The sequence below is a fragment of the Flavobacterium sp. J49 genome (assembly GCF_011742145.1).
Lineage (GTDB): Bacteria > Bacteroidota > Bacteroidia > Flavobacteriales > Flavobacteriaceae > Flavobacterium.
Window position 1 is genome coordinate 1 of the sequence record NZ_JAAQQU010000065.1, and the last position, 13768, is coordinate 13768.

Annotated in this window: 7 protein-coding genes and 1 pseudogene; 5 read left to right on the forward strand and 3 right to left on the reverse strand. The window is 39.0% G+C overall.

Features of this window, described 5'->3' with window-relative positions; translation table 11 throughout:
* From HA632_RS01800 to gldJ, 3 genes and pseudogenes are all read right to left on the reverse strand, one after another.
* Positions 1 to 1432 (reverse strand): annotated as a pseudogene (locus HA632_RS01800) (hypothetical protein); the annotation flags it as partial.
* Positions 1433 to 1733: 301 nt separating this feature from the next.
* Positions 1734 to 3017, reverse strand: a complete 1284-nt coding sequence (gene murF, locus HA632_RS01805) for a UDP-N-acetylmuramoyl-tripeptide--D-alanyl-D-alanine ligase (protein ID WP_176305536.1) — start codon at positions 3015 to 3017, stop codon at positions 1734 to 1736.
* A gap of 66 nt (positions 3018 to 3083) precedes the next feature.
* Positions 3084 to 4814 (reverse strand): gliding motility lipoprotein GldJ, encoded by a 1731-nt coding sequence (gldJ, locus tag HA632_RS01810; protein WP_176305537.1) that lies wholly within the window; start codon positions 4812 to 4814, stop codon positions 3084 to 3086.
* Positions 4815 to 5019: 205 nt separating this feature from the next.
* On the opposite strand from gldJ, the gene porU reads away from it, so the two are divergent.
* The 5 genes from porU (at position 5020) to HA632_RS01835 (ending at position 13603) form a co-directional block, all read left to right on the forward strand.
* Positions 5020 to 8925: a type IX secretion system sortase PorU gene (gene porU, locus HA632_RS01815; RefSeq protein WP_176305538.1), complete on the forward strand. Its 3906-nt coding sequence runs from the start codon at positions 5020 to 5022 to the stop codon at positions 8923 to 8925.
* A 37-nt stretch (positions 8926 to 8962) separates the two neighbouring features.
* A complete protein-coding gene (gene porV / locus HA632_RS01820; protein ID WP_176305539.1) occupies positions 8963 to 10162 on the forward strand; it encodes a type IX secretion system outer membrane channel protein PorV in 1200 nt (399 codons plus the stop codon).
* Positions 10163 to 10342: 180 nt separating this feature from the next.
* Positions 10343 to 10825: a cytidine deaminase gene (gene cdd, locus HA632_RS01825; protein WP_176305540.1), complete on the forward strand. Its 483-nt coding sequence runs from the start codon at positions 10343 to 10345 to the stop codon at positions 10823 to 10825.
* A gap of 139 nt (positions 10826 to 10964) precedes the next feature.
* Positions 10965 to 11966, forward strand: coding sequence for a pyruvate dehydrogenase (acetyl-transferring) E1 component subunit alpha (gene pdhA, locus HA632_RS01830; protein WP_176305541.1), 1002 nt, complete (start codon positions 10965 to 10967; stop codon positions 11964 to 11966).
* Between the two features lie 2 nt (positions 11967 to 11968).
* Positions 11969 to 13603 carry a 2-oxo acid dehydrogenase subunit E2 gene (locus tag HA632_RS01835; RefSeq protein ID WP_176305542.1) on the forward strand — a complete coding sequence of 545 codons (1635 nt, stop codon included), beginning with the start codon at positions 11969 to 11971 and terminating at the stop codon, positions 13601 to 13603.
* Positions 13604 to 13768 lie beyond the last annotated feature (165 nt).

Genomic DNA, 13768 nt, shown 5'->3' on the forward strand with positions numbered 1-13768 from the left:
CCGATGTATAAGTCCCCGAAGTCGTATATGTTGTCCCGTTTACTGACCACGTATAAGTATCACATGCCGAAGCGGTAGTGGTATTTGAAGTGCTTTGCGTAATAGTCAAGTTTAAAGTCTCAGTATGGCATCCTACTACCGAAGTGTAAGTTCCCGAAGCCGTATAAGTTGTCCCGTTTACTGACCATGTATAAGTATCACATGCCGAAGCGGTAGTGATATTTGAAGTACTTGGCGTGATGGTCAGGTTCAAAGTTTCAGTATGACAGCCTACTACAGAAGTATAAGTTCCAGAAGCCGTATATGTTGTCCCGTTTACTGACCAAGTATAACTATCACAAGCCGAAGCAGTAGTACTGTTTGAAGTACTTGGTGTGATGGTCAAGTTCAAAGTTTCATTAACAGTACATCCGTTTGAGTTGGTTGATGTACCTGTATATGTACCGGTAGAAGTGTAAGTCAATCCTGTAACTGACCAAGTAAAAGTATCGCAAGCTGATTGGTTGGTAACATTTGATAAAGGACTTGTAGGTCCTCCAACCGTAAATGGTACCGTTACATCCGGACAACCGGCATTTGAAACAACAACACTATAACTTCCTACACTTAAACCACTAATCGTAAAAGCTCCGGCAACTAAATTTGTATTTTGTGGAGCAGCTCCATTCAAAGTATAGCTAATTGCAGCAATACTAGGTGTTAAAGCCGACATTGTTATTGTAACAGCGCCATTAGTTCCACCAAAACAAGTCACATCTGTCACTACCGGAGTACCCACCGTTGAACAATCTTGAGATGCTGTATTTAACATAGCCGTCAAGGGAGCAATCTGAGTATACCCCAAAGTTACACCGGGTGAACCTGCCGGTGATGTTGAGTTATAAGAATAGGATAAGGCTCCGGTTGTTGCACCATAAGGGAATGCATTTACAGCAGTGTTAGTTCTTCCACCGGTGTTGGTGGGCTGTAACCACAATTGCGCATTGGAGTTAGAGGTCCAGTTGGCGGTATTTGTCACTCTGTACCTTCCAAAAGTGTAAGTGCCGTTAACAACATCAAATGAATTATCTATTGTCAAAGCCGTTGCTCCAATTCGCAAATGTCCGGCTGTTGCAGCATTTAATGTATTATTCACTAATCCTGAAATAGAAGCACTTTTTCCACCTACATAAGACAAGGTCAATGACCCACCGTTAACTATGGCAGTATTATAATTAACCCCAACAGACATTGCGGAAAGTTTCACACCTGCTGCAGCATCTCCGGTACCATCAATTGTAAGCATTACATCAAATTCAATCGTATTTGAAGTTGAAGTAACGTTTGCCAATGTCACAGTAAAGTGAGTCCCGGCAACTTGGGCATTCCCCATGAAGGAAAGCACAGAAAAAATAAGAACAAATAGTTTCTTGCTTGAAGTAGTGTTAATCATTTTTTATAAATTAAAATTAAATTAGTTAACCATTAAGTAATAAGTTTAATCTCATAGAAACTGCAAAACTGTCATTCTCTAGTGTGTCTTTTTGACCTTTCAACTCGTAAAAAAAGCTCAAGAGCACACCTTATTATTTAATAATCTATAAAAATAAAAACAATTACTCAACTTAAAATCAACATCTCTTTCTAATTTAGTGAAATTCAAAAGTATTTTAAAGCAAATATTCGTAGCTATACAGCTGGCTACTATAGTTTTAATTAAAAAAAAACCTCAATTTCTTGAAGAGTTGTAGGTTTTAAATATATTCTAAAGTGCGTTCTAATGCCATCCCTCTAGAACCTTTTATCAAAATAATTTTTTGACTAAAAGTATGCCCTGATAAAAAATTAGCGAAGTCATCAAAGGTGGAATAAAAGTGAAGCCATTCGCTTTTTATAGCATTGGCAAAAAAATCTTTACCTACCAAATGACATTCAAAAGAACTCTCTTTGGCTAAGAAGTCGACAATAAATTTATGCTCTGACAAGCTTTCTGATCCCAGTTCATACATATCGCCAATTACAATTGCTTTGTTAGGCTTGTCTAATTGAATAAAATTATCCAAAGCCACTTTCATGCTACTCGGATTGGCATTATAAGCATCCAAAATAATTTCGTTACTGCCTTTAACCAATAACTGTGAGCGGTTATTTTCAGGAATATAATGCTCAATGGCTGCTTTAATTTCAGAAGAGGATACTCCGAAGTGATGGCCAATTGTAATCGCGGCACTAATGTTATTTGCATTGTACAATCCAATTAAATGCGAATGTATTGTCTTACCTAGTGCATCAATTTTTACAAAAGGATTAGCCACAACACTTTCTATAAAAACATCTGCGGCACGGTCTTTTTGACTAAAACCATAACGCTTTATATCGGTTGTTTTGCTGTTTTGAAGGTCGTCATCTAAATTGACAAAAACCGATTTGGCATGGGCTTTCAAATAAACATACATTTCGCTTTTGCCTTTAATAACTCCCTCAACCCCGCCAAAACCCTCTAAATGGGCTTTACCGAAATTGGTGATAAATCCATAATCAGGTTGGGCAATTTCACACAGGAATTCTATTTCTTTCTGATGATTTGCCCCCATTTCTACAATGCCTATTTCTGTGTCCTTGGTAAAAGACAAAAGCGTTAAAGGCACTCCGATATGATTGTTCAAATTACCCACAGTAGCAACTGTTTTGAACTTTTTAGACAAAACCGCATTAATAAGTTCTTTAGTGGTTGTTTTTCCATTACTTCCGGTCAATGCCACTATGGTAAGTTTTAGAAAATTTCGATGGTATTGTGCTAATTCCTGTAGTAATTTTAAGCTGTCTTCAACCAAAATGGTTCTGTCATCGATGTAATACTCTTTGTTATCAATTATAACATAAGCAGCGCCTTTTTCCAAAGCTTCTTTAGCGAAAGTATTGGCATCAAATCGATCCCCTTTGATAGCCACAAACAGCGCATTGGGCGCAATCTTTCGGGTATCTATGGAAACTTGGGAACACTTTAAAAATAAGTCATGAATGTGCTGAATCGTCATTGGAATGGTGTTAAAATAAAAAAGCCCTTAAAAATAGGGCTTTTTTGGTATTATATAAAACTAAAATTAGTTTCTAGGTCTTTTCTTTTTGTCAGCTTTTGGACCAACTCTCGACATAGCACATCTGAATCCGATGTAGTCTGTAGCAATGTCTTGCGGGAAGTATCTTCTTTGAGCCGGATCTAACCAATAAGCTCTGTCTCTCCAAGAACCTCCTTTGTAAACTCTAACATCATCATTAACCAAAGTTGTTCTTTTGTTTGACTTGTCATATCTTTTAACCATGTTTCCTAAACTATCCGTAGAAACATTATGTCTTGGTGAGTCGTACATTCTTTGATCGTCTCTTAACTTTCCTTTTTCGTCACCTTCTTCAGAATTACCGAATTTAAAATATCTGGTAGATTGTTTGTCTCCATCACGGTAGTTTCTGTTATCAGATTTGTCGAAGTTTTGTCTCAAGTAAGTTTCGTTTTCATCAACAGGCACTTGAGCAATTTGACCCGGGAAGTTTCTTGAAACAATTTTACCGTTAGATAAAGTATCAAATTTTTGGGTTTCAGCCGTTACCAATTCTACTTTACCGTCTTCTCCGATTTTATTCTTCATATAAACGTTACCTCTGTAGTAGTTGAAGTCATTGGCTTCATCATCAACAATTGGTCTGTAAACATCGGCAACCCATTCGGCTACGTTTCCTGCCATATCGTACAAACCGAAATCGTTTGGTGGATATGATTTAACTTTGTTAGTGATATCTGCACCGTCATCAGACCAACCCGCGATTCCACCGTAATCTCCTTTTCCTTGTTTGAAGTTAGCCAATTGATCTCCTCTAACTTGTCTTTTTCCTGAACGTGTGTAGGTTCCTGACCAAGGGTATTTCTTTTGTCCTTTATAAGCATTGTATTCTCTTTGTCCTACATCAGCTGCTGCAGCATATTCCCACTCTGCTTCTGTTGGCAATCTGTACTCAGGTAAAATTAAACCTGAACTTCTTTGTGCATATACATTTTTAGGGCTATTTCCTGCTGTATTATTAGCGCCGGCCGCTGGAGCAGCACCGCCACCTTTTGGAGCTTTACCTGCTTTTTGTCCTTTTTGCAATACAATATTGGTATCTCCTCCCATCGCAGTTGATGGTGAAGCTAAATATGCTTCTGTACTGAATACTTTATCTGCAGCAACATCAGTTACTTTAGCATCTTTTTTCAAAAAACGTTGCTCTTCTAAAATCTTCTCGTTTACACGATCTGTTCTCCAAATAGCAAACTCAGTAGCCTGAATCCAATTCACACCCACTACAGGATATTCAGCATAAGCCGGATGTCTTAAGTAATTGTTGGTCATGGTTTCATTATATCCTAGACGATTTCTCCATACCAAAGTATCAGGAGAAGCTCCTTCGTAAATATTTTTGTAATTTTCTTGATCTGGTGGGAAAACTCTTTTTAACCAATCCAAGTACTCCATGTACATCATATTGGTCACTTCGGTTTCATCCATGTAGAAAGACATCACGTGTTGCTGATTTGGAGTATTATTCCAATCGTGCATAACGTCATCCTGAACTTTACCCATGGTAAATGTTCCTCCTTCAACCAAAACTAAACCTGGACCCGTTGCTTGCTTTTTAAATTTTGAAGCATACTGAAAACCTCCTTTTTTATCGTTGATTTTCCATCCAGTAGCTTTTGAACCGCCTTTAGAATCGGATTTTTTACTACAACTAGTAAAACCAATCATTATCACTAATGATAGCAATAATTTTACAGCAATAATTTTGTTTACTTTCATACTTTTAGTAGGTAAAAATTTAGAGCCGCAATATAAGAATTAACCATTAAATTGCAACATCTTTTTTAAATTAATACTTAATCCGCCCTCACTGACGGATTTTATATAGAACGCAAAAATAATAGTTTTATTGTATTTTGTCCCAAAAAAAAAAATTTTTTACTTTTTTATACTATTTTGTTGAAATTTGCGTTTATTGTATACTATGAAAAAGATTACTACTGTTTTATTGCTATTTATTACCTTCATAGGTTTTTCTCAAGAGCAAGGAAACATCACCTTAAATTGGACCGATAAAAAAGGGTTCTCTCACGGTGATTATTCCTTCAACATTCCTCAATTCAATATTGAAAATTATCAGTTTGACAGTTATACTAAGACTGTAAATTACCTTCTGACTCTCAATCTGACCGGAATTGTTGACGAAAACAGTTTCCAAATCAGAAATCTAGTCTATGAACCCATAACCGAAAATCAACTCGGAGATTTAGACCAGAAAAATATTCCTACTACCTTTAAGTACAAATTTAAAACGAACGTTGCACGTGATAAATTTTATGGTCAACTATCAGTTTCTCCCATTATTAAGGAAGGAAGTTCTTTTAAAAAATTAGTCTCTTTCAGTTATAGCATCCAACAAAATCAAACGAATAGAAATAGCAATACCGCCAACAGTGTAAATGCGATTCAAAATTCTGTCCTAAGCTCCGGAAATTGGTATCGCTTTTATGTTGAAAAATCGGGTGTTTACAAAATCACCAAAAATTTCCTACGCAGTTTAGGCCTTGACACCAATGTTGACCCGAGAAAAATAAAAATTTACGGTAGTGGCGGAAGAATGCTTCCTTTGCTAAACTCTACTGCCTATCCTATAGATTTAGAGGAGAACGCCATTCAATTTATCGGAGAAACCGACGGCCTTTTTGACAGCCAGGACTATATCCTTTTTTATGCTGAAGGCTTAGACAATTGGAATGACGACTACAAAACCAATTTAAATATCTATACCGAAAAAGCTTATTATTACGTAACCGCAACCGGCAGTGATAACGGCAAAAGAATTGGTGATTTAGTTCAACCTTCGGCAAGTGCCAATACGGTCATTACCACTTTTGACGATTACCAATTTCACGAAACGGAGAAAACCAATTTCACTCGTTTAGGCCGAATTTGGTTTGGCGAAGATTTCAATATCGACAATGAACAAGAATTCAGCTTTAATTTTCCGAATTTAGTGACTTCCGTCCCTATTCAGGTTTCGGTTCATGCCGGTTCAGCTGCTTTTACACCCACCAGTTTTAAAGCAGAAGCCAATTCTCAACTCGTGGGCAATATCAATCTGGCCGCCCTAAACCCTTCGAGCAGCACCAAAATCTTAGTGGGTATTTTAACCAACAATGTTACGGTTTCCTCCGAAAACGTGAGTGTTAAAATCACCTATGACAACGGTGGCGTTCCGGGCTCAAAAGGATACTTGGATTTTATAAACATCAAAGCCAAGAGAAATTTACAAGGTTATGGAAAACAATTCCGATTCCAATACGACCAAGCCAATTCACTAACCGGAATAGGAGAATACCAAATTACAAATGCATCCGGCATTAGTCAGGTATGGGACATTACAGATATTTACAATGTAGCCAAAGTCGAAAATACAACCCAAAGTTCTTTCTCATTTAAATCCGACCTTGGCGAAATCAGAAAATACATTGCCATCGATAACAACGATTTTCTTTCTCCTTCTAAAGAATCTAAATCTAAGGTGGAAAATCAAAACCTAAAAGGAACCATATTCAATAATGCTCAAGGACAGTTTCAGGACATTGACTATTTAATTGTAACGCCAAAAGACCTCAATACGCAAGCAGAAAAACTGGCCAATTTTCACAGAAATTATTCGGGATTAAATGTTAAGGTAGTCCATTTAGAAAAAATATATACCGAATTCTCTTCCGGAAAGCAAGACATCAGTGCTATCAGGAATTTTGTAAAATACGTTTACGATAACGCCTCATCTACCAGCAATAGGGTAAAATACTTAAACCTTTTTGGCGATGGTTCTTATGATTACAAAGACCGAATTCCTAACAACACCAATATCGTCCCCACTTATCAAGGCCTAAATGGCTTTACCGAATCTGAGTCCTCATTTACTTCCGATGACTTCTTTGGAATGATGTCACCGGATGAAGGCCGATTGGATTTCGGTATTTTCCCTTTAAACGGAACCTTGAGCATTGGTTACGATTTTGGCGGTATCGATATCGCGGTGGGAAGAATGATTGTCAGCTCAACCCAACAAGCCGAAGAAATGGTCAACAAAGTGATTGAATACCATGACTTGAAATCCTACGGCAGTTGGAGAAATATTTACGTTGCCATTGGGGACGACCCCAATTTTGACCAACCCAGTGACCGACAATTACAATTTTACCAAAACAGACTCGCCGACCGTATCGCATTGGAAAAACCGTTCATCAACACCAACAAAATTCTTTTAGACTCCTATGTTCAGGAAACTTCTGCCGGAGGAAAACGCTATCCGAAAGCCAGAGAAGATATTTTTGCCGCCTTTGAAAAAGGGGCGCTGGTATTTAATTATTTGGGACATGGTGGGGAAGACGGACTCTCAGAAGAACGTATTTGGGAAAAATCAGACGGTCAAAATTTATCCAATCGCTACAAGTACCCGTTGTTCATAACCATCACCTGTGACTTTTCAAGGTTTGACAATCCATATCGCCCAACGGCCGGTGAATATACATTTTGGAACCCGAGAGGCGGAGCAATTTCAATGATTACTACCGTTCGTTCTATTGGTCAATCAACGGCACAATATTTCAATGATGTTTTGGCCCAATATTTATTTGCCTACGGTAGTAACCAATACACATCGATAGCTGAAGCTTTGCGTTTGGCCAAAAACACCGGACCAAATTCGGCTACCAATATCGTTTTTTATTTAGGAGATCCGGCCTTAATGCTGGCCATTCCAAAACCAAAAATTGTACTGACAAAAGTCAACGACATGCCCATAACAGGACCAATAGAAGATTTCAAAGCGTTGTCCTACATGAAACTATCCGGAGAAGTCTTAGACCAAAACAACAACCTTTTATCATCCTACAACGGCGAATTGTCGATCAATATTTTTGACAAAACCATTACGGTGAATACCCTCAGAAATGACGGTTCGGATGCTATGGTTTCCGAAACCGGCCCTTTAGCCACCACCATGCCGTTTACAGCATTGGGCGAAACTATTTTCAGAGGCAATGCTTCTATCAATAACGGTCAGTTTGAGTTTGGATTCGTGGTGCCCAGAGACATCAGAATTCCGCTTGATTATGGAAGAGTAAGTTTCTACAGCAAACGCAATCAAATATTATTAGACAAAACAGGATACAATACCGACATTAAAATTGGCGGAATCAATCCCAATGCCGCAGTAGACAACATCGGACCAACTGTAAGATTGTACATGAATGACGAGACTTTCGTAAATGGAGGAATTACCAATGCTTCTCCTTTTTTATTAGCCATCTTAGAAGACGCCAATGGCATTAATACGGCCAGCGGTATCGGTCATGATATAGTTGGAATTCTTGATGGCGATGAAAGTAATCCTTACATCATGAATGACTATTACGAAACCGAATTGGATGATTATACCAAAGGCAGGGTTTATTTCCCCTATCGAAATTTGGCGCCAGGTTTACATACTATAACTTTCAAAGCATGGGATGTTTATAACAATCCGATTACCGCCGAAATTCAGTTTATTGTAATTGGTGATGAAAGTGTAGCCATCAATAATGTCTTGAATTATCCGAATCCGTTTGTGAGCTATACCGAGTTTTGGTTTTCACACAACAGACCATTTGAACCTTTAGAAGTACAAGTACAGGTGATGACCGTTACCGGAAAAATTGTTTGGTCTAAAAACCAAACCGTAACCACGGATGGTTTCCTTTGCAGGGATATAACCTGGGATGGAAAAGATGACTTTGGCGACCGAATTGGTAAAGGGGTTTATGTCTATAAATTGACCGTAAAATCCACTTTATCGAATAAAAAAGCAGAAAAAATAGAAAAACTTGTAATCCTTTAGGAAAATACTATATTTGTTAACTTTTATTAAAATGAAGATGAAAAAAATTGCAGTCCTTTTTATACTATTTACCACCATACAATCGATAAAAGCCCAACAAGACAGTCGTGTTATTACAACAGGAGTTCCCTTTTTATTAGTAGCCGCCGATGCCCGTGCCGCCGGTATGGCAGACCAAGGAGTTGCTACTTCTGCCGATGCTTTTTCCCAACAATGGAATCCCGCGAAATATGCTTTTTCTCTAGACAAACAAGGCTTCACTGCCAGTTATACTCCCTATTTAACTGATTTAGTTAATGATATATCCCTAGGTCAAGCCACTTATTATAACCGTTTTGGTGAAGATGGAAGAAGTGCTTTTGCCTTTAGTTTGCGTTATTTTGGATTAGGCGAAATCGAGTTTAGAAGAGAAGCTGACGATCCTGCTCAAATTGTAAAACCTAACGAATTGGCTTTAGACGGTTCTTACGCTTTGAAACTGAGCGAAAGATTTGCCATGTCCGTAGCCGGACGATACATACGCTCTCAATTAAGATTCCCAACTGAATCAGGCGGCGATGCCAAACCAGCAAGTACATTTGCCTTTGACATTGCCGGTTTTTATCAAGGAGAAGAAACCGCTTTGTCAGATTTTAACGGCCGTTTGAGATTGGGATTCAACTTTCAAAACTTGGGGCCGAAAATTAATTACGACGCCGGACAAGATGACGAAAACAGTGCCAACTTCCTTCCGGCTAATATGAGATTAGGCGGTGGATATGATTTTATCTTTGACGAATACAACAAAGTATCTGTTAGTGTTGAATTGGCCAAACTTTTGGTGCCAACACCGCAAAGTGCAGACTTAGACGGAGACGGATTAGTAACCACTCCAGAAGAATTAGCGTTAAGAGATCAAAACAATGCCGAATACAACAAAGTAAACTGGGTTTCCGGTATTTTCAAATCATTCAATGATGCCCCGGGTGGATTTAGCGAAGAACTACAAGAGTTTACCTATTCTGTTGGTGCCGAATATTTATACCAAGATTCCTTTGCGATGCGATTGGGTTATTTCAATGAAAGCCCGGAAAAAGGAGCCAGAAAATTTTTCTCACTGGGTGCCGGATTTAAATACAATGTAGTCAAAGTAGATGTGTCTTATTTATTCTCCGCTTCGAAAGTAAAAAACCCGCTGGAAAACACCTTGCGTTTCTCCTTGACGTTTAGCTTTGGCGATAAATACGAAGAATATTAATAGCTAATCAATAATAAATACAACATCCAAATTTCTCCTTTGAAGTTTGGATTTTTTTTCCTCATTAATGAAATAAATTATTCTTCCGAATGAAATAACCATTAAAATAGAAATTGAGATAAATTAAAAACATCTAATGGTTATTCCATTTTCCAATAAAAAAACAATTATTTAATTCGAATGAAACAAATAAACATCAACACCTCATTTACTGTTTTCCAATCTACCGAAGAGCTTCCACAAGAAGTACAATCGTTAATGCAACAAGCTGTCGAAATCAGAAAAAAAGCTTATGCCCCTTACTCCAAATTCAGAGTCGGAGCCGCATTGCTTTTGGATAACGGAAAAATTGTTTTAGGTTCCAATCAGGAAAACGCTGCTTATCCATCCGGTCTTTGTGCCGAAAGGGTGGCAATTTTTCAAAGCGGTGCTATTTATCCGGAGGCCAAGATTGTAAAATTAGCGGTTACAGCAGCTTCTGATACCAACGAAACCAAATCCCCAATTCCTCCTTGTGGTGCTTGTAGACAGTCCATTTCTGAATACGAATTCAAACAAGATTCCCCAATCGAAATCTATTTTATGGGAGAAAGCGGTGAGGTTTACAAATCGGATTCCATCAAAAATTTATTGCCTTTAAGCTTCGATAAAAACTTCTTATAAAAAGGTAAAAATTACTGCCTTTAAATTTTACTTCTTACGGGGAATGTTTTACTTTTGCCTTTCGCAAATTTGTGTGTGAGTGAACTATTTTGCGTTGAATCATATTTAGAACTTAATAACGCTTTAGCAAAAGTAACAAATGAAAGAAGTAACCAGAGAAGTTTATTTAAAATGGTATGAAGACATGCTGTTTTGGAGAAAGTTTGAAGACAAACTTGCCGCACTTTATATTCAACAAAAAGTTAGAGGATTTCTTCACTTATATAATGGTCAGGAAGCTGTTTTAGCCGGTGCATTGCACGCTATGAACTTAGGTGGAAAAGACAAAATGATTACTGCCTATCGTAATCACGTTCAACCAATCGGAATGGGTGTTGACCCAAGAAAAGTAATGGCTGAACTTTTAGGAAAAGTAACGGGAACATCCAAAGGAATGGGTGGATCGATGCACATCTTTTCTAAAGAACACGGATTTTATGGTGGTCATGGTATCGTAGGAGCTCAGATTCCTGTGGGTGCCGGTATGGCTTTCGCCGATAAATATTTCGAAACCGGAGGGGTTACCCTAACCTATTTTGGGGATGGTGCCGCACGTCAAGGTTCGTTACACGAAGCTTTCAACATGGCCATGTTATGGAAATTACCGGTTGTATTCATTTGTGAAAACAATGGATATGCCATGGGAACTTCTGTAGAAAGAACAGCCAACCACACCGACATTTGGAAACTAGGTTTAGGCTACGAAATGCCATGTGGACCGGTTGATGGAATGAATCCGGTAAAAGTAGCGGAAGCCATGCACGAAGCCATGGAAAGAGCACGTCGCGGAGACGGACCAACCTTCTTAGAAATGAAAACTTACCGCTACAGAGGGCACTCTATGTCGGATGCGCAATTATACCGCTCAAAAGAAGAAGTGGAAGAATACAAAAAAATTGACCCAATCACCCAAGTTTTGGATGTCATCAAAGAGAAAAAGTACGCTACTGATGCAGAAATTGAAGTGATAGACGAAAGAGTGAAAGATTTAGTAGAAGAGTGTGCAACATTCGCCGAAGAATCTCCTTTCCCGGAAGCACAACAATTGTATGACGTGGTTTACGAACAAGAAAATTATCCTTTCATCCCTCACAGACTATAATTATGGCAACAAAAATCACTATGCCGCGTTTGAGCGACACGATGACAGAAGGAACCGTTGCTACTTGGTTGAAAAAAGTAGGTGACGCAGTAAAAGAAGGCGATATTTTAGCAGAAATCGAAACCGATAAAGCGACCATGGAATTTGAGTCGTTCAATGCCGGGACTTTATTATACATCGGAATCAAAGAAGGTGAAACGGCAGCAGTAGATTCGCTTTTAGCCATTATCGGTAAAGAAGGGGAAGATATTTCAGGGTTAATTTCGGGAGGTAATTCAACTCCTGCAACTGCTGAAGCAAAAGCAGCAGCCCCGGCTCAAGCTGAAACCCAGCCGACAACCGATAACAGTCAACCGACAACTTTACCAAAAGGAGTGGTTGTAGTAACCATGCCTCGTTTAAGTGATACCATGACCGAAGGTACCGTAGCCACTTGGTTGAAAAAAGTAGGTGACGAAGTGAAAGAAGGCGATATTTTAGCCGAAATCGAAACCGATAAAGCGACCATGGAATTCGAATCTTTCAACGCCGGTACTTTATTATTCATAGGAATCAACGAAGGACAATCGGCACCGGTAGACAGCGTATTAGCGATCATCGGTCCGGCAGGAACAGACATTAACGGCATAGCCGAAAATTATAAAAAAGGTGGCGTTGCTCCAGCGGCGACTCCGGCAGCAACAGAACAAGCAGTAACAACTGCACCGGTTACCGAAACCACTCAAACAGCGGATGGTGGAAGAATTTTTGCTTCTCCATTAGCCAAACAAATTGCTAAGGACAAAGGAATCAACTTGTCTCAGGTAAAAGGTTCAGGAGAAAACGGCCGTATCACCAAAAGTGATGTAGAAAACTTTACTCCTTCAGTTGCAGCTGCACCAAGCCAAGTATCCCAACCGACAACTGACAACCAACAACCAACAACTTCTGTTAAACCATTTGTCCCTGCGGGAGAAAAATTCAGCGAAGAAATCAAAAACTCGCAAATGCGTAAAACCATTGCACGTCGCTTGGCAGAATCTAAATTTACTGCACCACACTACTACTTAACCATAGAAGTAGCGATGGACGAAGCGATGAAATCTCGTGCGGTTATCAATACCGTACCGGATACGAAAGTATCATTTAATGATATGGTCGTAAAAGCTTGTGCTATGGCACTTAAAAAGCATCCACAAGTGAATTCACAATGGAGAGAAGATGCGATGATTATCAACCACCATGTTAATATTGGTGTTGCTGTTGCCGTTGAAGACGGTCTGGTAGTTCCGGTATTGAACTTTACCGACCAAATGAGCTTGTCACAAATTGGAGCTGCTGTAAAAGATTTAGCGGGTAAAGCCAAAAACAAAAAACTGACTCCGGCCGAAATGGACGGCAGTACGTTTACGGTTTCTAATTTGGGTATGTTTGGCATTCAATCGTTCACCTCTATCATCAACCAGCCAAATTCGGCTATCCTATCCGTAGGAGCGATAGAAGAAAAACCGGTAGTAAGAAACGGTCAGATTGTAGTTGGAAACACCATGACGCTAACCTTAGCATGTGACCACAGAACTGTTGACGGTGCTACAGGAGCACAATTCTTGCAAACGTTGAGAATTTATCTTGAGAATCCGGTAACGATGTTGGCATAACAATAAAAGTTCCTTATAACATATTAAACCCGCTCATTGAGTGGGTTTTTTATTTGGGCGCGCCCCTTCAGGCCGGGCTATCCGCTATATCTTTTGATGGTTAAGAGCATTATCCTAAAAAGAAACACATCGACAAACCATCAAAAGGATGCCGCTCCTATCCCT